Below are 22,169 nucleotides of genomic sequence, written 5' to 3'. Positions count from 1 at the left end.
TTTCGCTGCGGTCAGCGCTGTAAAACTGCTCAGCCCGACCACCCATCAACCCCGCAACCCTTGTCGCTGCTGCGTTTGCAGCGCGGTTTGTGTTGCGAGGGGACGAATAGTAGGCGACTGATGGCGGGCTGGCAAGCGATTTCGCAAAATAATTCTAAAGTTCATCTCAAGTTACGTTTAAGGCACAAAACAGGAAGATTATGACCATCCGCATCGTGAGATTGGGATCACCGCGCGTCGAGGACGAAGGGCTACGCATGGGCACCGTCCGGCGGCCGCCGCGAGGCGTGCCCAAAGCCGAGTTCGCCAGCCGGGATTATTACGATGTCTGGTACCCGGCGCTCGCGCCGTCCGCAGACCTCGTCGCGCTGGCCCAGGCGGCCACGGACGACAAGGCTTGGCGCGCCTTCGAAAAGAAGTACCGCGCCGAGATGGCCGACCCCGATGCCAGCCGCACGCTTGATCTGCTCGCGGCCTTGTCTCATCAGACAAACTTCTCGCTCGGGTGCTATTGCGAAGACGAATCTCACTGTCATCGCACCATCCTGCGCGACCTGCTGGCCAAGCGGGGCGCCGACCTGGCGTAATCCGCACGCTATGATGCGAAGCTTCGCCGCCTCCTTATTAGTAAGAAGGCGAGGCGAAGCTTCTCACTGGCCTCTCATACGCCGATGGCACTGAACTTCGTCTGGCTTGGATTCTTTCTGATTTCCTTCCTGGCCGCCTGCGTGCGGCTAGCCCACGGCGACACGGCGGTCTTCCCCGCCATGCTCGCCAGCCTGTTCGACAACGCGCGCACCGCTTTCGAGATTTCTCTTGGGCTGGCCGGCGTCATGTGCCTCTGGATTGGCATCATGCGGATTGGCGAGCGTGCCGGCGTCGTCGATCTCTTCGCCCGGGCCATGAACCCACTGCTGCGTCACTTCTTCCCCGGCGTGCCGCAGGGCCATCCGGCACAGGGCGCGATGATGATGAATGTGTCGGCCAACCTGCTTGGCCTGGACAACGCCGCCACGCCGCTCGGGCTCAACGCGATGCGCGAGCTCCAGGCGCTGAACCCCAAGCCAGACACTGCCAGCAACGCCCAGATCATGTTCATCGTCCTGAACACGGCCGGGCTGACGCTGATTCCGACGTCCGTCATCGCCATCCGGCAGGCGATGGCGGTCAAGCAGGGGCTCACTGGCTTCAATGCGGCCGATATCTTCCTGCCTACCCTGCTCGCCACTGGCGTTTCCTGCCTGGCCGGGCTGCTGGCCGTGGCCTGGGTGCAGCGGCTGAACTTATTCAAACCCGCGGTGCTGGCCGCGTTCGCGATCATGGCGGCGGCCGTCGGGGGCCTGTTCGTCTGGCTGCGGCAGGCACCGCCGGACCAGGTCAGCCAGTTGGCGGCGCTCGCCGGTAGCGCATTCATCCTGTCGCTGATCACCCTGTTCCTGGTTTGCGGCGCGGTACGGCGGGTCAATGTCTACGACGCCTTTATCGATGGCGCGAAGGAAGGCTTCGGCGTCGCGGTGCAGATCATTCCCTATCTGGTCGCGATCCTCGTGGCAATTGGGCTGCTCCGCGCCTCGGGGTGCATGGATGTGCTCATGCAAGGTCTGTCGGCCGGATTCGCATGGCTGGGACTCAATACCGACTTCGTTCCCGCCCTGCCGGTCGGCCTGATGAAGATCCTGTCCGGCGCCGGCGCACGCGGGCTGATGGTCGATGTGATGAGCACCTACGGTGTCGACTCCTTCCAGGGGCGTCTTGCCGCAATCATCCAGGGATCGACCGAGACCACCTTTTATGTGATGGCCGTCTACTTCGGCAGCGTCAATGTGCGCAATACCCGTCACGCACTAGGCTGCGCGCTGTTTGCCGATGTCATCGGCATGACCGCCGCCGTGTGGATCGCCTATCTCTTTCGATAAGACTGTTGTCCAAATGCAACGTGATTGTGCGCTTTTGAAGTCATTCTCGAACACAGGACTTGGTGCGTCGCAACAACTTGTGTATAGTGAAGTCTGTCTCCTCCACCACCTCGGTGGATTCCAACCCGCGCATCACCTGCGCGGGTTTTTTTTGCCCAAAATCCGCGGAATCCTCAGATCGATAGGTAGTTTTTAATCGGTCTACATCACGAATCTGACATCTGCACCGGTCAGCGTCACATTTCCCCACCGTGGTGCAAACGCGCACAGTTGCCGCGCAAATCGCAGAAAACCCACAGCTTTGTTGCGATGCACCAATCGGCATCGTAGAGTGGCATCAGCAATAACCCTGATCCCCGCCGCTCTCCTTTATTTGCCTGCGATGCCTACCGCCGCGCGCCTTCTCCGCTACTGGCCCGATGCCGCCTACCTGCGACGTGGCATCGTCTACGCGTTGTCTTTCCTTGCGCTGGCTGGCACTGGCTGGCTGACCGGCGAACACGGTTATCTTTGGTCCGCGACGGCGTCGATCTGGACCTGCCTGGCCGACCGCCAAGGCACGGCGGCAGCCCGCATGCGCGCGCTCGGTACGGTGGGCATCGGCGGCGCGCTGGCCAGCGGTCTGGGCGCGAGCCTTTCGGGGTCGCCGCTGCTGGCGCTGCTCGTGGTGCTGGCCGCAGGGCTGGCAGCCGGTTTGGTCGAGCTGCGCGGCCCCGCAGCCGCTTTGTGCTTCAAGCTGCTCTATGTCGTGCTGATCGCCGCCTGCCTGCAGCCGGCCGAAGGCTTGCCGATCGGCACCTACGCGTGGACTAGCAGTGTCGACTACCTGCTGGGCGGCGTCTTTGCCTGCCTGACTTGCCTGCTGTTGATTCCCTCCCAGCGCGACACCCGGCCGCGTACCGAGGTGGTTGCCGTCTACGACGCCCTGCTGCGATTTGCCGATTTCCTGGCGACAACCTCGCCCGCCCACGACAGCACGCCGCACAAGCAGGAGATCCGCCTTCGCATCGAAGCCGCGCGCGCCGCCGTGACCGCCCGGCGTGGCCTGCGGGACCCGCTGGGCCTGCTCCACTACGCCTACGCCGTGGCGGTAGCCGACGCGATCTTCGCCCTGTTGATCGTTGCCGGCGAACTGCGCGAGCGCGCCGGCGACACCCACGGCCTGCCGCTGGCCTATGCCGCCCGCTGCCTTGCCGATACGCAGGAGCAGGTTCGCCAGGCCCTCGCCCGCCATGCCCCGGACCTGCCGGCTCTCAGCGCGATGCTGACCCGCGACCTGCGCAGCCTTGTGGCGCAGCGCCCCAATGCATCCGCGCCGCCCCCCTACCAGTCCGCCCTGGCCGCGCTGGCCCAGCACCCCGGTTTCGACCGCTGGCGCGAGCGCTTCGTCTGGCCGAATACCGGCGTCACGGCCGTGCTCGACCGTCTGGCCCATACGCTGGCCGACCTCGCCGCGCGCGATGCCCGGGTGTCGCGTCACGCGGTCCGGCTGGCGCTGGCGGGCGGACTGAGCCTGTTGCCGTCGCAGATCTGGCAGGTTCATCACAGCTACTGGGTCGCCGTCACCGTGATCATGGTGCTGAGCCCGCGCCTGCAAACCACGCGGCAGATCTCATTTCTGCGCTTTGCCGGTTCGCTGGGCGGCGCGCTGCTGGCCTGCGGCATCAGCCTGATGCATCCCACCCCGGCGCTGGCGCTCGGCATCAGCGCCGCGTTCCTTGCCGCCGCCTATGCCACGCGACTGGCCGGCAATGCCGGGGCCTTCGCGTTCTGCCTGACGCCGGCCGTCATCCTGTTCTCGTGGCTGGGCGAGCCCGCCGCCAGCAGCAGCCATGTGGCGGCGCTGCGCGGCGCCGATACGGCCATCGGCTGCCTGATCGCGCTGGCCAGCTATGTGGTGCTGGCGCCTCGTGCGGAGCTGTCGCGCGCGTTCCGCCACAGCCTGGATGCGCTCGCGGTCAATGCCGTCTACCTCCGTGCATCGATCAGCGCGGCGCGCGCGCTGTCGGCGGCGCCGGCTCGGCTCGAGGCGCTGCGCGTGGCCGCAGGCCGCGCTTCCACCCGGGCCGAGGACACCCTTGCCCAATGTGCTGCCGAGCTGGACCCCGCTCTCGCGGCCACCCATCGCGCCCTGCACGCCACTGCGCGCCGCATGGCGGCGCTGGCGGGCCTGCTGCGCGCCGGCACCGAATCGGGGGAGATCTACACGCGGCCCGTGCCGGCCGTGCAGGCGCTGCTGGGCGACCTCGAGGCGCGGCTGGCCGAGGTGGCCGTCCGGCCGGGTCACACCGGCGTGACGGACGCGGTTGCGCCGGCCCGGCTGGCACCGCTGACGCCCGCCGATCCGCCCTTCGACCGCTTCCTGGCCGAACAGGCCGGCTACGCGGACAACCATATCGATGCCGCGCATCACACGGTGGCCCGACTGCGCGCCTTGGTGGCAGAACAGGCGCTGGCAACGCGCTCGCGCTTGCGCGGGGTCAAGGCGGGATGAGATAGCCCGGCGTTTTGGGGTTCGGGCAGGCGATCGGGCAGACACCGGCAACTATCCTAGAATGATTGGATACCCGCCGTTTCCCCGTTCCCGACAAGTCCGAGGTGCGCCATGGCTCAAATCTCCTTCCCGACCAGCGTTCCGTCTTACTGCGCCGCCAGTCTGACGCTATCGTGCCCCGCCACGGTCAATGGCAATTCATCGCAGTATTCCGTCACGGCCGAGGCGCTCGAGAATCATTGCGGCGCCCAGTCGCCGCGCGAGGACGACCTGCGCGCCGCGTTCACGAGTCACCGCCAGCGCATCGAACATCTGGCGGAAACCATGTTCGAGCTGACCAAGGCTCGCGAGATTGTCCTGCGCAGCGGGCATTTCCGCTTCGCGGACTGAGCGATTACGACTAAGCGATTACCCTTCGGCCGCCTGCCCGCGTACCAGCAGCACCGGCATCGTCGCCTGACGGATTACCGCCTCGGCCACGCTGCCGAGCACGATACGCCGCACGCCGCGCCGGCCATGGGTGCCGATGACCAGCAAGTCCCCGCCCCACCCGCGCGCGGCTTCATTGATCGACCCGGCGATGTCGCCGGCCACGGCGGGCTCGGTCACCAGCTTGGTCTCGAACGTCGCGTCCGCATCGGCCAGCACCTTGCCGGCCGCCTCCAGCGCGCGTTTGCCGCTGTCTGCGAAGGCGCGCTCGATCTGCGTGGGATCGTAGTAGCCCGCGTCGAACAGCATCACGCCATTGTCCACCACATAGAGCGCCAGAATCGTCGCACCGCCGCCGGCCACCCGTAGGGCCTCGCGCAGGGCCAGGTCGGACGTGCTGCTGCCGTCCACCGCCACCACGATCCTGTTGTAAGCCGTGCTAGTCATCGCCTTGTCCTCCGGTAAGAAGAGAGAAGCGTCGCAGCCGTGCTGCGATCGCTACATCCGATACTACACGTGGCGCCAAACCCACGTGATGAGCCGATGCTGAAAATGGGATAGGCGGATCACCCATCAGCCGCACCCGTCCACGCGGCATTAAATTGACCGACCGGTCGGTTTATATATATAGTGAGCAGACCCGCGCCGCCGTCCAGCCCTCGACAAGAACAACCACCGCGCGGCCACCCACCAGAAGGAGACGTTATGTACACGCAGAGTCTCGACCTGCCCGGCCAGCCCAGCGCAGCCGCGCCACATGGCGGGCCGCAGGACGCCGGCCTCGCCGCGCGCCAGGCCGCGTTCGACGCGCGCATGGCGGAAGACGGCAAGATCGAGCCGATGGACTGGATGCCCGACGCCTACCGCAAGACGCTGGTGCGCCAGATCTCGCAGCACGCGCACTCGGAGATCGTTGGCATGCTGCCGGAAGGCAACTGGATCAGCCGCGCGCCGTCGCTCAAGCGCAAGGCCATCCTGCTGGCCAAGGTGCAGGACGAAGGCGGCCACGGCCTCTATCTATATAGCGCGGCCGAAACGCTCAATGCCTCGCGCGACGATCTGGTCGATGCCCTGCACACCGGCCGCGCCAAGTATTCGTCGATCTTCAACTACCCGACGCTGACCTGGGCGGACGTCGGCGTGATCGGCTGGCTGGTGGATGGCGCGGCGATCATGAACCAGATTCCGTTGTGCCGCTGCTCGTACGGCCCGTACGCGCGCGCGATGATCCGCATCTGCAAGGAGGAGTCATTCCACCAGCGCCAGGGCTTCGACGCCCTGCTGGCCATGATGCGCGGCACCGACGCCCAGCGCGAGATGGTCCAGGACGCAGTGAACCGCTGGTGGTTCCCGGTGCTGATGATGTTCGGCCCGCCGGACGCCGCCTCCACCAACAGCAGCCAGACCATGGCCTGGGGCATAAAGCGCATCTCGAATGACGACCTGCGCCAGAAGTTTGTCGATGCGACCGTCGAGCAGGCCAAGGTGCTGGGCGTGACGCTGCCCGACCCCGGCCTGAAGTGGAATGCCGAGCGCGGCCACCACGACTACAGCCCGCTCGACTGGGATGAATTCTGGCGTGTGATCAACGGCGACGGCCCCTGCAACAAGGAGCGGCTGGCCACGCGCGTGAAGGCGCACGAAGACGGGGCCTGGGTGCGCGAGGCCGCGCTGGCCCATGCCCGTCGCCGCGCCGAACGACCCCAGCGCGAAGCCGCCTGAACGCGGCCCAAGGAGACAGAAATGGCGCAATCGACACCCGAGATGCACCCGAGCAAGAAGGAATGGCCGCTGTGGGAGGTGTTTGTCCGCAGCAAGCAGGGCCTGGAGCACAAGCATTGCGGCAGCCTCCACGCCGCGGACGCCGAGCAGGCGCTGCACATGGCCCGCGATGTCTACACGCGCCGGCAGGAAGGCGTGTCGATCTGGGTGGTGCCCTCGTCCGCCATCACGGCCAGCGCGCCGACGGAGAAGGCCGAGCTGTTCGACCCGGCCGCCGACAAGATCTACCGGCACCCGACGTTCTACCAGCTCCCCGACGAAGTCAACCATATGTAAGGCCGGCCCCATGATGCAACCCCCCGTCGCCGACGACCGCCCCCTCGACCGCACCGCAGACCTCGCCCGCACCGCGCCGTTGCAGTACGTGCTGCGGCTGGCCGACAACGCGCTGATCCTGGGCCAGCGCAACGCCGAATGGTGCGGCCACGGCCCGGCGCTGGAAGAAGACATCGCGCTGGCCAATATCAGCCTGGACCTGATCGGCCAGGCGCGGCTGTTGTACACCCATGCCGGCGAACTCGAGGGCCGGCTGACCGGCCGCGCGCGCCAGGAGGACGAGTACGCGTACTGGCGGGAGGAGCGCGAATTCCGCAACTGGACCCTGCTGGAACTGCCGCACACCGGCCCGCTGGCCGGCACCGCCCGGACCGAGCGCGACTACGCGGTCACCATCATGCGAAATTTCCTATACGGGGCGCTGATGGCCGCACTCTGGCCCGCGCTGGAGAGCAGCCGGGACGCCGGGCTGGCCGCCATCGCCGCCAAATCGGCCAAGGAGGCGCGCTACCACCTGCAGCATGCGGCGGGATGGGTCGTGCGGCTGGGCGATGGCACCGATGCGTCCCACGTCCGCATGCAGCGCGCGCTGGACCACCTGATGCCGTATATGAACGAGTGCTTCGCGCCCGATCCGGTCGAGCAGGCCGCCGCTGACCAGGGCGTGGCCGTGCCGACGGCGAGCCTGCGCGACGACTGGGAGGCCATCGTCCACGCCACCCTGGAGGACGCCACGCTGCGCCTGCCGGCCCCGTCGGCGTTCGTCTCCACGGGCAAGCTCGGCGTGCATTCGGAACACATGAGCTACCTGCTGGCCGAAATGCAGGGGCTGGCGCGCGCCCACCCCGGCGCGCAGTGGTAGGCGGGGATCCGGCCATGCGGATTGCGTCGACGATCCCCTCCCCCTTCGCGCCGGCCTTCCCTGCCGCTCCTCCGGCCGGCCCGCGCTCGGCCGACGACCGGCTCGCCGCCGCGTGGGTCGCGCTAGAGGCCGTGCCAGACCCCGAAATCCCGGTCGTGTCGATCCGTGATCTCGGCATTTTGCGAGACATACGGCTGGCCGACGACGGCGCGACGGTCGAGGCGATCATCACGCCGACCTACTCCGGCTGCCCGGCCATGTCACAGATCGAGGAAGACGTGGGCCGTGCGCTCGAAGCCGCCGGACTGGCGCCGTGGCGCGTGCGCACGGTGCTGGCGCCGGCCTGGACCACCGACTGGATCACCGAGGCCGGCCGCGCCAGCCTGCGCGCGTACGGCATTGCCCCGCCCGGGCGTTGCGGATCGCAAGACAGCGAGATGGGCGCGGGCGCCGCGGTCCGGCCGCTGCGCTTTGTACCGCGCGCAACCCAGGTCATCGCCTGCCCCCATTGCGGCAGCACGCATACCGAGGAGCTGTCGCGCTTTGCCTCCACGGCGTGCAAGGCGCTCCACCGTTGCCTGGACTGCCGCGAGCCGTTCGACTACTTCAAGCCCTACTAAGTCCAGAAAGCCAGAGGCAGACACGCGATGACCCCACAGTTCCACCCGCTGCGCGTGGCGCAGGTACGCCCGGAAACGTCCGACACGGTCTCGATCGCCTTCGAGGTGCCCGAGCCGCTGCGCGACGCCTACCGCTTCACGCAGGGCCAGTTCCTCACGCTGAAGGCCGCCGTCGATGGCAAGGACGTGCGTCGCTCCTATTCGATCTGTTGCGGGGTGCAGGACTACGACGAGCGCGGCGAGCTGCGCGTGGCCGTGAAGCTGGTGGACGACGGCCTGTTCTCCACCTGGCTGCACGACACCGTGGCGCCCGGCCAGGTTTTCGAGGTAATGACGCCCGATGGCCGCTTCCACGTGCCGCTGGACACCGCCGCCGCGCGCCACTACGTGGCCTTTGCCGCCGGCAGCGGCATCACGCCGGTGCTGTCGCTGATCCGCACCACGCTGGCGCGCGAGCCGCACAGCCGCTTCACGCTGGTCTACGGCAACCGCAGCGTGGACAGCATCATCTTCTCCGAGGCGCTGGAGGATCTGAAAAACCAGTATCTGTCCCGTTTCACGCTCTATCACGTGCTGTCCCGCCAGCCACAGGAGGTGGACCTGCTGCACGGCCGGCTCGACCGCGCGCGCGTGGCCGCCTTCCTGGAAACGCTGATTCCCGTCGACGATATCGACGCCGCCTTTGTCTGCGGCCCGGCCTCGATGATCGACGAAGTGGAGGCGGCACTGAAGGCAGCGGGGCTGGATCCCCACCAGATCCATGCCGAACGCTTTGGCGTGCCGCTGGCGTCCGCGCCGCGTAAAACGTCGACGGAACACCACGCCAGCCACGCCGGCACGGCCGAGCTCGTGGTCGTGCTGGACGGCAAGCAGCACAAGATGCGCCTGCCGCTGGAAGACGCCAATGTGCTGGACACCGCGCTGGCGGCCGGGCTGGACCTGCCCTACGCCTGCAAGGGCGGGGTCTGCTGCACCTGCCGCGCCAAGGTGCTCGAGGGCAAGGTCGAGATGGAGAAGAACTACACGCTGGAGCCGTGGGAGATGGAAAAGGGGTTCGTGCTCACCTGCCAGGCGCGCGCGCTCACGCCCCGGGTGGTGGTCAGCTACGACGAACGCTAGTTGTTGCTGGTGGCACGACTGTTGCCGTGATTACAATGGCGGGACACGCTCCATGCGTCGCATCGCCCGCCACAGGGCCGTCCGCTGACGGCGGGGCCGATGACGGCCGGGATTCCTCCGGGACACGTCGCACCCTATACAATCACGGTCATGCAATATATCCATGTCGTCAACGGCGATGTTGCGGGCAACACGCTGCGCCAGGCCCTGGCCCAGGCGGCCCGTCCCGACCCGGTGGTCGTCCTGCGCGACGACCTGGCCGTCGGCCCCATCGCGGACGTGGACAGCACCGGCCTGATCCGCTCCGGCTTCTGGCAGCGGGTGGCGCCCCATACCGATATCGACTTCGCGGCCGAGATGCGCCAGGCGCTGGACCAGCTCCAGTCGCTGCGCCGCGCCGACATGGAGGTCGCCATCTGGCACGGCCAGAGCGCCTCCGACCAGTTGATGCTGCGCCGGGTGGTCTTCCACCTGTACCAGGCGCCCCAGCGGATCAATGAAGTGTCGATGGACCTGCGCGAACTGGAGGTGCCCGCCCAGGGCAACCTCGCCGCCATCGGCATGTACCCGGCCGCGCGGCTGGCGCGGCGGTTCTCGACCATCGCCCCGGTCTCGGTGCTGCGGCTGGGCCGGCTGGGCTACGAATGGCAGCAGAACGTGAAGGAGAACGCCGACGTGCGGCTCTGGAAGGGCAACACGCTCGTGCCTGCCGCCTACCATAACGTCGACGACGTGATCCTGGAGCGCGCCCCCGAGGACTGGAAGCCGGCCGCCGAGGTAGTGGCCAGCGTCATGGGCGCCATCGAGGGCCTGCTGGCCAGCGACTGGTTCGTGTTCTGGCGCTGCCGGGAGTTGATCGGCACGGGCCAGCTCGTACTGCGCGGCAACGCCGATTCGCTCCAGACCTGCGAACTGCGCCGCAACCAACTCAACGCAAGCGCGGAATAAGCGGCCCATGGCAAGAACCAAGGCGCCCGATTTCGAGGCACAGCGCGAGCAGATCCTGGACCTGGCCGCCGCCGCCTTCGCGGCGAGCAGCTACCCGAGCACCTCGATGGCCGACCTGGCAGCGGCCTGCGGCACGTCCAAGGCGCGGCTCTATCACTATTACGAGAGCAAGGAAGCGATCCTGTTCGACCTGCTGGACCGCTACACGCGCCAGCTGATGCTGATCGTCACCGAGGTGGAGGCCGAAAGCGAGCGCCAGGGCCGTACGGACGCCGAGAGTTTCGGCGATCTGCTGCGCGCCTTCCTCGCCGAGTACGAAACGTCTCAAACCCGGCACATCGCGCTGATCAACGACGTCAAGTTCCTGGCCGAAGAGCAGCGCGACCTGATCCTGAAGCGCGAGCGCGACGTGGTGGCCGCCTTCTCCCGCAAGCTGCGGCTGGCCTACCCGGCGCGCGTCACGCGCGACAACCAGACCGCGCTGGCGATGACCGTGTTCGGCATGATCAACTGGACTTTCACCTGGCTCAAGCCGGGCGGCAAGCTGTCTTACGCCCAGTTCGCCGAGATGGTCGTGGACCTGCTCGACAATGGGTTGGCAACCGGGTTGGCAACCGGGCTGGCGCGCAGTGCGCCGGCCCAGCCCTGAATCAGGACCACTCCGCGTCTTCCTGCTTCTGCCGCTGTTCGCGGTCCTGGCGGAACATTTCCTCGAGTTCGTCGCGCGCCTGCCGCGCCAGCGACACCAGCTTGGTCTGGTCGCGGTAGTGCGGGTAGAAGCGGTCGATCGCCTGGATATTGTGACGCCGGAAGCGCAATGCCACGCTGCGCGCATCGGCCGGATCGATTCCCAACCCTTCCAGCACGCGGCGCCCCATCATCAGCGAACCCTCGAACATCTCGCGCTCGAAGATCTCCACGCCACGGTCCTTGAGCTGGTACACGTGCGAGACGTGGCGCGCCCGCGCGTAGATCTTCAGGTGCGGAAAGCGCGCCCGCACGCGGTCGATCAGCGCCAGGCTGTCTTCCATGCCCTCGATGGCCACCACGAGGATCTTGGCCGTGCCGGCGCCCGCCGCCTCGAGCAGGTCCACGCGGGTGGCATCGCCATAGAACACCTTGAAGCCGAAGCCTTTGAGGAACTCGATCTGGTCCGGGTCGTGGTCGAGAATCGTCGCCGTAATGCCCTGCGAGTACAGCAGGCGGCCGACGATCTGGCCAAAGCGCCCGAAGCCGGCAATCAGCACCGGGTTGTGCTGCGGCGGGATCGCGTCGTCCTTACGGCGCGACAGTGCATGCAGGCGCGGCGCGATCAGGCGGTCGAAAGCCAGCAGTAGCAAGGGCGTCGCCACCATCGACAAGGCCACCACCAGCACCAGCAGCGCCTCCATATGCGGCGGCAGCAGGCCCGCCTGGGCGGCCACGCCGAATACCACGAAGGCGAACTCGCCGCCTTGCGAGATCAGCAGCCCGAACAGCAGCCACTGCCCGCGCGAGATGCCGAAGCGGCGCGCCAGCAGCGCCAGGATCAGCGTCTTGACCACCACGAAGCCCGCCACGAGGCCCAGCACCTGCCCCGGCGCCTGCGCGAGCACGCCGAAGTCGATCGACATGCCCACGGCCATGAAGAACAGGCCGAGCAACAGGCCCTTGAACGGCTCGATATCGGCCTCGAGCGCATGGCGGTACTCCGAATCCGCCAGCAGCACGCCGGCCACGAAGGTGCCGAGCGCCATGGAAACGCCCACCGCGTCCATCATCAGCGCGATGCCCACCACCAGCAGCAACGCAAACGCGGTGAACATTTCGCGCATGTCCGTGCGGGCGATAAAGCGCAGCACCGGGCGCACCAAGTAGCGGCCCACCACCACCAGCAACGCCATCACGGCCACCGCCTTGCCGGCGGTCTGCCATGCCGGCGGGCCGTGCGGCACCGCGCCGACGGCGTCGGCGGCCAGCAGCGGCAGCAAGGCGATCATCGGGATTGCGGCGATATCCTGGAATAGCAGAATGCCGAAGCTGGCCGCGCCGGCCGGGGTGCCCATCAGGTTCCGCTCGGCCAGCGTGGCGAACGCGATGGCCGTGGAAGACAGCGCCAGGCCAAGCCCCGCCACCAGTGCCACCTGCCATGGCGCCCCCAATAGCGCGGCCAGGACGCCCAGCACCAACGCACAGGCCGCAAGCTGTGCCGATCCGTAGCCGAAAATCGATTTCTTGAGGTTCTTGAGCTTGCGCGGCTCCAACTCCAGGCCGATGACGAACATCATCATCACGACGCCGAATTCCGAGAAATGCAGGATCGACTCGACATTGGTGACCAGCCGCAGTGCAAACGGGCCGATGGCGGCGCCGGCAATCAGGTAGCCGAGCACCGCGCCCAGGCCGAGCCGCCGCGCCAGCGGCACCGCCACCACGGCCGCCACCAGGAACACCAGCAGCGCGATCAGGAAGTCATGCTGGTTCATGGCGCGTCCTCCGGCTCCTCGGACGGCACTTCATCGGCCGAGGACACCTCGGGCGGTACCGGCAGGGGCGGCGTCAGGTGCCGGGCCACGTGTTCGACATGCAGGGCAATGGCCTCCGGATCGGCATTGCCCGCATCGTGCAGCACCACCGGCGGCAGCCAGGTCATGCCGCACAGCAAGGCGGTTTGCTCCAGCGGCAGCAGGAAATCGGCAATCGGATGGCCGTGGGAGCCGTCCGGCCCGTAGGCGTCGGCGTGGCCGCCGGTGCTGACCACCACCAGCATCGACTTGCCGCGCAGCGCGGTGCCGCCCGGCCCGTAGGCCCAGCCGGATTCGAGGACTTCGTCGATCCAAAGCTTCAGCAGCGCAGGCACGCTGTACCAGCGCACCGGGAATTGCAGGACCACCGTCTCGGTGGTGGAAAGCAGCCGCTGCTCGGCCACGACGTCGATGTCGTAATCCACATAGAGCCGGTAGAGCTCGCGCACGGCCACGTGAGGGAGGGCCGACAGTGCCTCGGCAAGCGGACGGTTGACGCGTGAACGGCGGGGCGCAGGATGCGCATAGATCACAACAATGGGGGGCTCGTGCATGGAGGGTGGCAAGGCGAAGATTTCCGGTTAGCGTCTGATCACCACAGACCGCTGGATCTGTGCGGCGTTGCAGCAAATCCACAGACGCCACCCATATGACGTTGCAGGCTCCCCGGCAACCGCTTGATTTTACGGGATTTTTTTGGCCGTCACAGTCTGATGCAATTTCCCGCGGCGACTGTTGCGCCCGAAAGCTTACGCGACCCTGACAAATCCACTACAATACTTTTCGCATTGCAGCAACCTAGTGTTTGCCCCGAGTATCGCTGAAAGTGACTGGGCATTCATGGCGTGGATGCTATTTTCATACTGATTGTCGCAAGAGGAAACCAAAGTGAACCCGCTCGAACTGAGCAAGGCCGTCGGTGCCGTAACCGATGAAGATCTTCGCCGTGCCGCCGAGGCCAGTGCCGCCAGCCGGGCCGGACAACGCTCCACCGTCCTGGTGCGGGAGTTGGCCGCGCATCACCGCTCGCGCCTGCTCAAGCATTTTCTCGCCCTGGGCGAGGAAGATCGCCTGCTCCGTTTTGGCCAGTCCGTTGGCGACCATGTGATCGAAGCCTACGTGGACAGCATCGACTTCGACCACGACACCGTATTCGGCGTCTATGACGAAGACCTCGTGCTGATTGGTGTGGGGCACTTTGCCAACCTGCGCGACAACGCCCAGGGCCGCGTGGCTGAGTTCGGCGTGTCGGTCTCGCAGAGCGCGCGCGGCCGGGGTATCGGCAGCGCGCTGTTCGAACGCGCCGCAATGCATGGCCGCAATACCAATGTCCGCACGCTGTATATGCACTGCCTGTCGCGCAATGCCGCGATGATGCACATCGCCAAGAAGGCCGGCATGAAGGTGCAATATGCCTATGGCGAGGCCGATGCCTATCTGGAACTGCCGCCCGCCGACACCGTGAGCCGCCTGACCGAGGCGCTCGACGAGCAGGTGGCCGACCTCGACTACATGGTCCGCCGCAACCTGCGCGACGCACGGCGCTTCGGCCTGCGCTTCTGGCGCTCGCTGCTGCCGCAGAAGCGCGTGGTCTGACGGCTCGCCCTCAACGGCATGACCGATCGGCGCACCCTGGTGGTGCGCCGATTGCGTTTACCGGGCCACTTATCGGGCCGACTTCCCCCGATCAGCCGCCGGCCACCGGCAGCGCCGTGGTGTCCTTGATCGACTCCAGCGCGAAGCTGGACCGCACATCGATCACCGACGGATGCGCCAGCAATTGCTCCTGCATGAAGCGGGCGAAGTGCTCCATGTCCTGCACATAGACCTTGAGCAGCAGGTCCATCTCGCCGGTCATGGCGTGGCAGGCGGCCACCTCGGGCCAGTTCTGGATGGCCGCACGAAACTGGTCGAGCGGCGCCTTGCCCTTGGGCGTACCGCCCTGCTTCTCCAGCCGCACATTGATATAGGCGAGCAGCCCCAGCCCGATCTTGTAGGGCTCGAGCAGCGCCGCGTACTGGCGGATCACCCCGATTTCCTCGAGCCGGCGGATCCGGCGCAGGCATGGGCTCGGCGACAGGTTCACGCGCTCGGCCACTTCCAGGTTGGTCAGCCTCCCGTTGGTCTGCAGGACCTCCAGAATCTTGCGGTCGATCTTGTCCAGCTCCACCTTGCTCACGTTTTGTTGCTCCGCAGTATATTTGTCGGCAATTTTTTTGCGCAAATTTAGCAAGTCAGGCACAAGTACGCAATTTATTTGATGAGATATCCGCCTGAACCGCCCTCGACGTGCGCCGGCGGTGCGCCCCGGAGAGGCAAGGATGGTGCCAACTCCGGCACTTTCCGGGGTGCCCAGGCAAAAAAAAGCGCGACCCGAAGGTCGCGCTTTCCAGCGGGGTGGCGAAGACTTAGCCGCCGCTGCTCGACGGCACCGCCGGGGCCGAGGCGCCCGGGCCGCGGCCAGGGCCGCCGTGGCGCTTCATGTGTTCGTCGCGCATCTTCTTCATGCTCGACTCCACTTCGGCGGTGGTCACCTTGCCGTCGCGGTTGGCATCGATCGCATCGAAGCGGTTGGCCATGCGCGGGAACGCGGCCTTGAACTCGTCACGGCTCAGCGCGCCGTCGTTGTTCTTGTCCGCTGCCTTGAACTTGGCCTCGAATTCAGCCTTCATCTTGGCGCGCTGCTCTTCCCTGGCGGTCTGGCGGTAGGCTGCCAGTTCCGACTTGTCGAGCTTGCCGTCCTTGTTGGTATCGATCTTGGCGAACATCGCGTCGGCCTCGGCCTTCGAGATGGCGCCGTCGCCGTCGGTATCCACCGACTTCAGCCACATGCCGCCATGGTGGTGGCCGGGGCCGCCGTGGCGACCCGCCATGTCGCCGCGCGGGCCGCCTTGGGGGCCTTGCGCTGCCGGGGGGGTGGTCGGTGCCGGGGCCGGGGTGGTGGCCTGGGCGAAAGCGGCGCCCGCCACCACGACCATGGCCGAAGCGGCCGCGAACTTCTTCAGGATGTGGGTCTTGTGAGTCCGTTGCATGTCTGTGCTCCTTTTCGTCATGTTGGGCATGTACGGATTAGAACGCAGACGATCTCGCAAAGTTGGCACTTTTAATACGATGTTACGGGCCTCACAGAATGGACGACTCGCGTAAACATGCGAAAGACAGCCCAATATTGCGCAACCTTTTGAAACGGTTGCGTCAGCCGCCCCCGGGGGCGTCAGGCATGCCCGGAGGCATCTGCGCCGGCGCCACCTGGGGCTGCGGCTGCATGGTCTGCTGCGGTGGTGGCTGATAAGGCTGCTGGGGCTGCTGGGCCGGTTGTGCCATCGCGCCAGCCGTCACGGAAGGCGGCGGTGCGAGACTGGCCGGCGGTTGCAGCGGCGTGGAGAGCGGCGCGGCGGCGCCCGATGGCGGTGCCGCCGGCGCGGGGCCACGGCTGCCAGCGCTCACGCCGGTCTGGAGCGGCAGCGCGATTTCCTGCCGCACGCCGTTGCGTTCGATCACGATGTTGCGACCGTGGATCTCGGTCAGCTTGATCTGCGGCGACAGCGACGTCCCGGCGCGCACGGCCTTGGCCGGCCCGCCATCGAGCGAGAGGATGGCGGCGGCCGGACCCACGCCGTCGAGGTCCGCCACTACGCCGATCAGCTGCACGTCACGCACGCCCGACTGGGCGCTGCCGCCGAACAACGTAGCCACGGCGCCTGTCTCCACCGCCTCCGTCTGCGCCACGCGCGCGCTCTTGGGCACCGGGATCGTGCGCATCGCGCTGAACGCGAGCACCCAGTGCGTCACCAGCGCGCACAACGCAACAAATAGCAACAGCCCCGCGACGCGGGGCAGCCAGGGAGCGGAGAGGTCGAAGCGAAGCGGAGACCGGGAAAGGGTGGCCACGAGACAGTACGCCGGCACGCCGGCGATCAAAGAAGATCGCCTAGCGTACCAGACGCATGTGTCGGCTGTCAGTCGACTGTCAATCGGCGGTCCGCCAGCCGGTCAGAGCAGGTCGTCGAGCAGGTCGGGACCGAACACTTCGCGATGAATGTGGCCCACCGGAATCCCTGCCGAGATCAGCGCCAGGCGCTGGGCCTGCATGAAGCCGATCGGGCCGCACATATAGAACTGGCCGTCCTGGAACGCGGAGGTTTCCTCGGCCGTCAGCAGCGCGTGGATCGGCAGCGTGCCGACGTGATCGTAGTCGTGCCCGGCCACGTCGCCCGCCTGGGGCGTCTCGTAGCTGATATGGGTACGCAGGTTGGGCATGCGCTCGCGCGCCCAGGTCAGGTCCTTGCGGTGGGCATGGTGACGGCCATGGCGCGCGGCGTGGGCGAACAGCACCGGGCGGTTCGGGTTCTCCAGCGCCAGCGTGCGCAGCACGGCAATCATCGGCGTGATGCCGATGCCAGCCGACATCAGCACCATCGGCTTGCTGCCGACCAGCGCGGGCGCGAAGTCGCCCCACGGCGTGCTCACGTTCAGCGTCGTGCCGACATGGGCGGTGTCATGCAGCCAGTTGGAGACGGCGCCGGCCGGGGTCTCGGCATTGCCGGCTTCCCGCTTGACCGAGATGCGCCACGTCGGCAGGCCACGTTCGGCGGAGAGCGAATACTGGCGCAGCTGACGGCCGCCATCGGGGAAATTGGCTTCCACGCTGATGTACTGGCCCGGCGCGAAGTCACGCAGCGGCGTGCCATCCTCGGCGGCCAGGGTCAGCGCCACCACGGCATCGCCCTCGTTCTCGCGGCGCACCACGCGCACGGCCTGCAGCTCGCCCGCCTTCACGTTGTGGCGGTCGTAGAGGCGTGCCTCGGCGGCAATCAGTTCGCCGGCCAGCAGCCAGTAGGCTTCGTCCCAGGCGGCCATCAGCGGCGGCGTGGCGGCGTCGCCCAGCACGGCGGAAATCGCTTCGAGCAGGTGCTTGCCGACGATGGGGTAGTGCGCGGAGGTCAAACCCACGGCCACGTGCTTGTGGACGATGCGCTCCACCACGGGCGCGAGCACGTCGGCGCGGTCCACATTGGCGGCATAGGCAAACACGGCCGAGGCGAGCGACTGCTGCTGCGCGCCATTGGCCTGGTTGCCCATGTTGAACAGCCGGGTCAGTTCCGGCCGCGCGGCGAACATTTCGCGATAGAAGTGCGTCGTGATGGCAAGGCCGTGCTCACGCAGCACGGGAACGCTGGCATCGATATAGGGGCGGGAAGCTGCCGACAGCATCTGGAAAACTCCGAATTATCATGCATGTTGGATGCATGTTTTATCGCACAATAAAGCCGGCGCATGGCTCGGGGGTCCGGGATCTGTGGTCCCGGAACCGTCAGGCTGCTCGCCGGCTCAGGAAATTACGATGCAGGGTGATGATCGACTCGGCGGTACGGCTGCCGATGACATCGCCCAGGGTGACGCCGTCCAGCGCGCGGTAGAAGGCCTCCTCGGCCTCGTCCAACGCCAGCTTCAGCCGGCAGTTACCCTTGAGCGCGCACGGCGGATCGGCGCAGTCGACCACCGACTTGTGCCCTTCCAGCTCGCGCAGGATCGTGCCCACTGACAGCCGTTCCGCACCCGGCCCAAGCTGCAGGCCACCATGGCGGCCGCGCGTGGCCGTGATCCAGCCGAGCTTCGACAGCCGCGCGGCCACCTTCACGAGGTGGTTGTGCGAGATGTCGAATTGCTGGCCGACCTCGGCAATCGTGATCGGCCGGCTGCCATCCGCCCGCGATACATACATCAGCAGGCGCAGCGCATAGTCGGAAAAACGGGTCAGTTGCATCGTGGTTGAAATACTAAATAAGATGCATTGAAGATGCAAGTTATAAATGCGCGGTTGCCGGGTACGCCACACCCCACACGAAACAGTCACGCCGCGGGGGTTATACTTTCTGGCCATACCCGGCCGTGCCTGCCCGCCAGGCGCGGAATGTCCATCCCGATAAGGCCAGACACACGATGCGCAGATTCGCCAACTTCTCCTCCGCCCGCACGCCCGCCACCGCCCGCCCGCATGGCCAGCGCCGTGCCGGCGGCTTCACCCTGATCGAGATCATGGTGGTGATCGTCATCCTGGGGGTGCTGGCAGCGCTGGTGGTGCCCAAGATCATGAGCCGCCCGGACGAAGCCCGTATCGTAGCCGCGCGCCAGGATATCTCGTCGATCATGCAGGCGCTCAAGCTGTATCGCCTCGACAACGGCCGCTATCCGACCACCGAGCAAGGCGTGCAGGCGCTGGTCAGCAAGCCGACCACCGAGCCGGTGCCGAACAACTGGAAGGGCGGCGGCTACCTCGAAAAGCTGCCGAAAGACCCCTGGGGCCAGGCCTACCAGTACCTGAACCCCGGCGTGCGCGGCGAGATCGACGTATTCAGCTTCGGCGCCGACGGCCAGGCCGGCGGCAGCGCCAACGACGCCGATATCGGCAACTGGGAATAAGTCCTCCCGCCTCGCGCCCCTTCATCCACATGGTCCCGGCGACGCCCGCCTTGCTACCGCGCCGCCCTTGCCCGCAGCGCCGCCGGCCCGCCGGCTTCACGCTGCTCGAATTGCTGGTGGTCATGGTGATCGCCGGCATCGTCATCTCCCTGGTGGCCGTCAACGCCTCGCCCAACGAGCGGGGCCGTGTGCTCGATGACGGCCAGCGCATCGCCCGGCTGTTCGAACTGGCCCAGGAGGACGCCCAACTGGGCGCCCGCCCGCTGGCCTGGGAGGGCGATGCCGGCGGCTGGCGCTTCCTGGAATCCACCCCGCAGGGCTGGGTGCCGATGCGCGCCGATGTCTTCGCGCCCGGCCGCTGGCGGCTCGGGCTGGACAGCGTGATGATCGTCGAAGGCGGCCGGCGCGTGGGCACCGGCCCGCAGCGGCTGGTATTCGGCCGCGAACTGGTGGACGAGCCGCAGCGTCTGGTCCTCACGCGCGGCGACATCCGCGTGGACATCACCGGCGACGGCAGCGGCCGCTACCAGGCCACGGTGCCGCAATGAGCCGCCGCACTGCCCCCCGATCGACCTTCCGCCCGCAACACCGGTCCGGCTTCACGCTGATCGAGGTGCTGGTGGCGCTGACCATCCTCGCCGTGGCGCTCACGGCCGCCATGCGGGCGATGGGATCGATGACCGAGTCCAGCGCCGCGCTGCAATCGCGCATGCTGGCCGAGTTCAGCGCCGAGAACCATTTCGCCACGCTGCGCCTCTCCAAGACCTGGCCCGAGCCCGGCACGCGCGGCTACGACTGCCCGCAGGGCGGCACGCCGCTCTGGTGCGAGGAATCGGTCTCGGGCACCCCCAATCCGTCGTTCCGGCGCGTGGAAATTGCCGTGTACCCGTCGGCCACCGACAAATCGGTCAGGCTGGCCTGGCTCGTCACCCTGGTTCCCAATGAAACGCGCGGCGTCCTCTGAGCAGCCCTCCCCCCGCAGCCGGCGTGGTGGCTTCACGCTGCTGGAGATGCTCGTCGCCATCACGCTGCTGGCCGTGATGGCCGTGATTGGCTGGCGCGCGCTGGATTCCCTCACCCGCAGCCGCGAACGCCTGACCGACCACGACGCGCGCCTCGACGCCCTGAAGGTGCTCTACGGCCAGTTCCAGTCCGATTGCGAGCACCTGGCCAACCCCACCCAACTCCAGGCCAGCCCCGTGGAACTCGGCGCCAACCAGCTGATGCTGGTGCGCGACCGCCGCGACGAAGGCCAGCCCACCGCCTGGCAGGTGGTGGTCTACCGTGTGGATAACAACACGCTGGTCCGGATGGCCAGCCGCCCGGCGCTCTCCCGCAACGCGGTGCAGGGCGCGATGGTGAACCTGCGCCAGGGCGCGCCCGGCGGCGCCCAGGTACGGCCGCTGCTGGCCGATACGGCCGAACTGGCCGCGCGCGTCTGGGTGGAGCCGGCCGGCTGGCAGGCCGAGAACGGCCGGGTGCGGGCCGCGCTGATGCAGCAAAGCGCCATCGACAGCGCGGCGACACAGGCCGCAACTGCCGCCACGGCTGCCGGCGCCAGTGACGCGGGCGCCAGCGCCACCAATATCAACGGCAACGCCACGCTGCGCGCGCTGGAGTTGACCGTACTCGCGCGGATGGGTGATGGCGACGCGCCGCGTCGGTTCCAGAAAGTCTGCATGACCGGCCTATGAAAGCGCGCCCCGTCCTCCCGCGCCGTACCGGCCGCCAGCGCGGCGCCGCCGTGGTCACGGCCCTGCTGATAGTGACGCTGGCCGTGGTCATCGTCTCCGGCATGCTGTGGCGTCAGCAGGTGCAGATCCGATCGATCGAGAACCAGCGCCTGACCGCACAGGCCGCCTGGATCGAGCGCGCCGCCGTGGACTGGGCGCGGCTGATCCTGCGCGACGACCAGCGCCGCTCCAACGTCGACTATCTGGGCGAGCCGTGGTCGGTGCCGGTGGCGGAGACGCGGCTGTCCGACTTCCTCGGCGCCGGACTGCGCACGGACCAGGCGGGGGAAACCTCGTTCCTGTCCGGCCGCATCGTCGATGCGCAGGCGCGCTTCAACCTCAACAACCTCTATATCTGGAACGCCTCGGGCACCGGGCGCGTGGTGGAGATCGACCTGCCCTCGCTGCTGGTCTACCGCCGCCTGCTTCAAACGCTCGGCATGAACCCGTCGCTGGCGGAGCCCACCGCGCAGTATCTGGTACGCGCGGCGCGCGGGGCGTCGCCCGACGGCCAGCCCGTTCCACGCCCGCCCGACACCGCCGCCGACCTGCTCGCCATTCCCGGCTACAACCCGGAAATGGTGGCCGCGCTGGACCCGTTCATCGCCTTCCTGCCCGAACGGACCAAGATCAACGCCAACACGGCCGAGCCCGAGGTGCTGGCCGCCGCCATCGACAAGCTCCCGCTGGACCGCGCCCGCGAACTGGTGCGCCAGCGTGACCGCGCCTACTTCCGCAATACGGGCGACATCAGCACGCAGCTGCGCGCCGTGGCGCCGCAGGCCGGCAGCACCGCCGGCGAAGCCCTTGAGGTAAGTACCCACTATTTCCTGGTGTATGGTCTGGTGCGGCACGAGCGCGCGCGGCGGCTGCAGGTATCACTGGTCCAGCGCGCCCCCACGTTCGGGAGTGGCAACACCACCCGTGTACTCTGGGTACGCGACACCGACCGCCTGCCCGAGGTGCCCTGAGCCGCGCAGGCACCCCGGGTGCGGCATGCTCCATAAATGTCGGATGAACGTCGGACAAACGTCGTCCCCAGATTCAGACAGGACTGTATTGA

At 67.2% G+C, this 22,169-nt stretch carries 26 protein-coding genes; 18 read left to right on the top strand and 8 right to left on the bottom strand.

What is annotated here, in order from left to right:
- From AB4120_RS18395 to AB4120_RS18375, 5 genes are all read left to right on the top strand, one after another.
- A partial coding sequence (locus AB4120_RS18395; protein WP_441642676.1) for a hypothetical protein occupies positions 1–204 on the top strand: 204 nt, incomplete at its 5' end.
- Complete coding sequence (locus tag AB4120_RS18390; protein WP_149137201.1) at positions 201–587, top strand: DUF488 domain-containing protein; 387 nt, start codon at positions 201–203, stop codon at positions 585–587. The genes AB4120_RS18395 and AB4120_RS18390, both read left to right, overlap by 4 nt.
- An 84-nt stretch (positions 588–671) precedes the next feature.
- A complete protein-coding gene (locus tag AB4120_RS18385) occupies positions 672–1,916 on the top strand; it encodes a nucleoside recognition domain-containing protein (protein ID WP_149137200.1) in 1,245 nt (414 codons plus the stop codon).
- 382 nt (positions 1,917–2,298) lie between these two features.
- Positions 2,299–4,410, top strand: a complete 2,112-nt coding sequence (locus AB4120_RS18380) for an FUSC family protein (RefSeq protein ID WP_149137199.1) — start codon at positions 2,299–2,301, stop codon at positions 4,408–4,410.
- 111 nt (positions 4,411–4,521) lie between these two features.
- Positions 4,522–4,800, top strand: coding sequence for a DUF1488 domain-containing protein (locus tag AB4120_RS18375; protein ID WP_144201944.1), 279 nt, complete (start codon positions 4,522–4,524; stop codon positions 4,798–4,800).
- 18 nt (positions 4,801–4,818) lie between these two features.
- On the opposite strand, the gene AB4120_RS18370 is transcribed toward AB4120_RS18375, so the two are convergent.
- Complete coding sequence (locus AB4120_RS18370; protein WP_441642675.1) at positions 4,819–5,286, bottom strand: universal stress protein; 468 nt, start codon at positions 5,284–5,286, stop codon at positions 4,819–4,821.
- A gap of 258 nt (positions 5,287–5,544) precedes the next feature.
- Between AB4120_RS18370 and paaA the strand changes: the two genes are divergently transcribed.
- The 7 genes from paaA to AB4120_RS18335 all read left to right on the top strand — a co-directional run bounded on the left by paaA (position 5,545) and on the right by AB4120_RS18335 (position 11,095).
- Positions 5,545–6,561 (top strand): 1,2-phenylacetyl-CoA epoxidase subunit PaaA, encoded by a 1,017-nt coding sequence (paaA, locus tag AB4120_RS18365; RefSeq protein WP_149137171.1) that lies wholly within the window; start codon positions 5,545–5,547, stop codon positions 6,559–6,561.
- Between the two features lie 42 nt (positions 6,562–6,603).
- Entirely contained in the window at positions 6,604–6,897 is a 294-nt protein-coding gene (gene paaB / locus AB4120_RS18360) for a 1,2-phenylacetyl-CoA epoxidase subunit PaaB (RefSeq protein WP_149137636.1), read from the top strand.
- A gap of 13 nt (positions 6,898–6,910) precedes the next feature.
- Positions 6,911–7,759 (top strand): 1,2-phenylacetyl-CoA epoxidase subunit PaaC, encoded by an 849-nt coding sequence (paaC, locus tag AB4120_RS18355; RefSeq protein ID WP_441642678.1) that lies wholly within the window; start codon positions 6,911–6,913, stop codon positions 7,757–7,759.
- Positions 7,760–7,773: 14 nt separating this feature from the next.
- Positions 7,774–8,379, top strand: coding sequence for a 1,2-phenylacetyl-CoA epoxidase subunit PaaD (gene paaD, locus AB4120_RS18350; protein WP_149137635.1), 606 nt, complete (start codon positions 7,774–7,776; stop codon positions 8,377–8,379).
- A gap of 27 nt (positions 8,380–8,406) precedes the next feature.
- Entirely contained in the window at positions 8,407–9,498 is a 1,092-nt protein-coding gene (gene paaE / locus AB4120_RS18345) for a 1,2-phenylacetyl-CoA epoxidase subunit PaaE (protein WP_149137170.1), read from the top strand.
- 150 nt (positions 9,499–9,648) lie between these two features.
- Positions 9,649–10,446 (top strand): DUF1835 domain-containing protein, encoded by a 798-nt coding sequence (locus AB4120_RS18340; protein ID WP_144201957.1) that lies wholly within the window; start codon positions 9,649–9,651, stop codon positions 10,444–10,446.
- 7 nt (positions 10,447–10,453) lie between these two features.
- On the top strand, positions 10,454–11,095 hold the full coding sequence (locus AB4120_RS18335; RefSeq protein WP_149137169.1) for a TetR/AcrR family transcriptional regulator: 642 nt from the start codon (positions 10,454–10,456) through the stop codon (positions 11,093–11,095).
- Position 11,096: 1 nt separating this feature from the next.
- Here the strand turns inward: AB4120_RS18335 and kefC are convergent, their stop codons facing one another.
- Positions 11,097–12,911, bottom strand: a complete 1,815-nt coding sequence (gene kefC / locus AB4120_RS18330) for a glutathione-regulated potassium-efflux system protein KefC (RefSeq protein WP_149137168.1) — start codon at positions 12,909–12,911, stop codon at positions 11,097–11,099.
- Positions 12,908–13,504 carry a glutathione-regulated potassium-efflux system oxidoreductase KefF gene (gene kefF / locus AB4120_RS18325; RefSeq protein ID WP_149137167.1) on the bottom strand — a complete coding sequence of 199 codons (597 nt, stop codon included), beginning with the start codon at positions 13,502–13,504 and terminating at the stop codon, positions 12,908–12,910. Before kefF ends, kefC begins: the two co-directional genes overlap by 4 nt.
- Positions 13,505–13,838: 334 nt before the next feature.
- Between kefF and AB4120_RS18320 the strand changes: the two genes are divergently transcribed.
- Positions 13,839–14,546, top strand: coding sequence for a GNAT family N-acetyltransferase (locus AB4120_RS18320; protein WP_144201963.1), 708 nt, complete (start codon positions 13,839–13,841; stop codon positions 14,544–14,546).
- A gap of 91 nt (positions 14,547–14,637) precedes the next feature.
- Here AB4120_RS18320 and AB4120_RS18315 read toward each other — a convergent pair whose 3' ends face one another.
- From AB4120_RS18315 to AB4120_RS18295, 5 genes are all read right to left on the bottom strand, one after another.
- Entirely contained in the window at positions 14,638–15,129 is a 492-nt protein-coding gene (locus AB4120_RS18315) for an Lrp/AsnC family transcriptional regulator (protein WP_144201965.1), read from the bottom strand.
- A 229-nt stretch (positions 15,130–15,358) separates the two neighbouring features.
- Positions 15,359–15,982: an EF-hand domain-containing protein gene (locus AB4120_RS18310; RefSeq protein WP_441642674.1), complete on the bottom strand. Its 624-nt coding sequence runs from the start codon at positions 15,980–15,982 to the stop codon at positions 15,359–15,361.
- A 163-nt stretch (positions 15,983–16,145) separates the two neighbouring features.
- On the bottom strand, positions 16,146–16,841 hold the full coding sequence (locus tag AB4120_RS18305; protein ID WP_262389523.1) for a general secretion pathway protein: 696 nt from the start codon (positions 16,839–16,841) through the stop codon (positions 16,146–16,148).
- Between the two features lie 102 nt (positions 16,842–16,943).
- Entirely contained in the window at positions 16,944–18,164 is a 1,221-nt protein-coding gene (locus AB4120_RS18300) for a globin domain-containing protein (RefSeq protein WP_149137166.1), read from the bottom strand.
- A 100-nt stretch (positions 18,165–18,264) separates the two neighbouring features.
- Entirely contained in the window at positions 18,265–18,717 is a 453-nt protein-coding gene (locus AB4120_RS18295; protein WP_144201971.1) for an RrF2 family transcriptional regulator, read from the bottom strand.
- Between the two features lie 176 nt (positions 18,718–18,893).
- Here AB4120_RS18295 and gspG point away from each other — a divergent pair, with 176 nt between their 5' ends.
- From gspG to gspK, 5 genes are read left to right on the top strand one after another with little or no spacing between them, the layout of a single operon-like run.
- On the top strand, positions 18,894–19,373 hold the full coding sequence (gene gspG, locus AB4120_RS18290; protein WP_149137165.1) for a type II secretion system major pseudopilin GspG: 480 nt from the start codon (positions 18,894–18,896) through the stop codon (positions 19,371–19,373).
- Between the two features lie 29 nt (positions 19,374–19,402).
- Complete coding sequence (locus tag AB4120_RS18285) at positions 19,403–19,921, top strand: prepilin-type N-terminal cleavage/methylation domain-containing protein (RefSeq protein WP_149137164.1); 519 nt, start codon at positions 19,403–19,405, stop codon at positions 19,919–19,921.
- On the top strand, positions 19,918–20,337 hold the full coding sequence (gspI, locus tag AB4120_RS18280) for a type II secretion system minor pseudopilin GspI (protein ID WP_149137163.1): 420 nt from the start codon (positions 19,918–19,920) through the stop codon (positions 20,335–20,337). Before AB4120_RS18285 ends, gspI begins: the two co-directional genes overlap by 4 nt.
- Entirely contained in the window at positions 20,315–21,067 is a 753-nt protein-coding gene (locus AB4120_RS18275) for a PulJ/GspJ family protein (protein WP_441642673.1), read from the top strand. Before gspI ends, AB4120_RS18275 begins: the two co-directional genes overlap by 23 nt.
- Complete coding sequence (gene gspK, locus AB4120_RS18270) at positions 21,064–22,077, top strand: type II secretion system minor pseudopilin GspK (RefSeq protein WP_149137161.1); 1,014 nt, start codon at positions 21,064–21,066, stop codon at positions 22,075–22,077. Before AB4120_RS18275 ends, gspK begins: the two co-directional genes overlap by 4 nt.
- Positions 22,078–22,169 lie beyond the last annotated feature (92 nt).

Origin of the sequence: Cupriavidus sp. 2KB_3 (genome assembly GCF_052115685.1) — a bacterium.
GTDB classification, from domain to species: Bacteria; Pseudomonadota; Gammaproteobacteria; order Burkholderiales; family Burkholderiaceae; genus Cupriavidus; species Cupriavidus campinensis.
This window is presented reverse-complemented; position numbering and strand designations above follow the sequence as displayed.

Coding starts and splice junctions, on each gene's coding strand:
- AB4120_RS18385 (WP_149137200.1), top strand. CDS start 672: ATGGCACTGAACTTCGTCTGGCTTGGATTCTTTCTGATTTCCTTCCTG.
- kefC (WP_149137168.1), bottom strand. CDS start 12,911: ATGAACCAGCATGACTTCCTGATCGCGCTGCTGGTGTTCCTGGTGGCG.
- AB4120_RS18285 (WP_149137164.1), top strand. CDS start 19,403: ATGGTCCCGGCGACGCCCGCCTTGCTACCGCGCCGCCCTTGCCCGCAG.
- paaB (WP_149137636.1), top strand. CDS start 6,604: ATGCACCCGAGCAAGAAGGAATGGCCGCTGTGGGAGGTGTTTGTCCGC.
- AB4120_RS18310 (WP_441642674.1), bottom strand. CDS start 15,982: ATGCAACGGACTCACAAGACCCACATCCTGAAGAAGTTCGCGGCCGCT.
- AB4120_RS18340 (WP_144201957.1), top strand. CDS start 9,649: ATGCAATATATCCATGTCGTCAACGGCGATGTTGCGGGCAACACGCTG.
- AB4120_RS18370 (WP_441642675.1), bottom strand. CDS start 5,286: ATGACTAGCACGGCTTACAACAGGATCGTGGTGGCGGTGGACGGCAGC.
- paaE (WP_149137170.1), top strand. CDS start 8,407: ATGACCCCACAGTTCCACCCGCTGCGCGTGGCGCAGGTACGCCCGGAA.
- paaA (WP_149137171.1), top strand. CDS start 5,545: ATGTACACGCAGAGTCTCGACCTGCCCGGCCAGCCCAGCGCAGCCGCG.
- paaC (WP_441642678.1), top strand. CDS start 6,911: ATGCAACCCCCCGTCGCCGACGACCGCCCCCTCGACCGCACCGCAGAC.
- AB4120_RS18375 (WP_144201944.1), top strand. CDS start 4,522: ATGGCTCAAATCTCCTTCCCGACCAGCGTTCCGTCTTACTGCGCCGCC.
- AB4120_RS18300 (WP_149137166.1), bottom strand. CDS start 18,164: ATGCTGTCGGCAGCTTCCCGCCCCTATATCGATGCCAGCGTTCCCGTG.
- kefF (WP_149137167.1), bottom strand. CDS start 13,504: ATGCACGAGCCCCCCATTGTTGTGATCTATGCGCATCCTGCGCCCCGC.
- AB4120_RS18295 (WP_144201971.1), bottom strand. CDS start 18,717: ATGCAACTGACCCGTTTTTCCGACTATGCGCTGCGCCTGCTGATGTAT.
- paaD (WP_149137635.1), top strand. CDS start 7,774: ATGCGGATTGCGTCGACGATCCCCTCCCCCTTCGCGCCGGCCTTCCCT.
- AB4120_RS18335 (WP_149137169.1), top strand. CDS start 10,454: ATGGCAAGAACCAAGGCGCCCGATTTCGAGGCACAGCGCGAGCAGATC.
- AB4120_RS18275 (WP_441642673.1), top strand. CDS start 20,315: ATGAAACGCGCGGCGTCCTCTGAGCAGCCCTCCCCCCGCAGCCGGCGT.
- gspI (WP_149137163.1), top strand. CDS start 19,918: ATGAGCCGCCGCACTGCCCCCCGATCGACCTTCCGCCCGCAACACCGG.
- AB4120_RS18390 (WP_149137201.1), top strand. CDS start 201: ATGACCATCCGCATCGTGAGATTGGGATCACCGCGCGTCGAGGACGAA.
- AB4120_RS18380 (WP_149137199.1), top strand. CDS start 2,299: ATGCCTACCGCCGCGCGCCTTCTCCGCTACTGGCCCGATGCCGCCTAC.
- gspG (WP_149137165.1), top strand. CDS start 18,894: ATGCGCAGATTCGCCAACTTCTCCTCCGCCCGCACGCCCGCCACCGCC.
- gspK (WP_149137161.1), top strand. CDS start 21,064: ATGAAAGCGCGCCCCGTCCTCCCGCGCCGTACCGGCCGCCAGCGCGGC.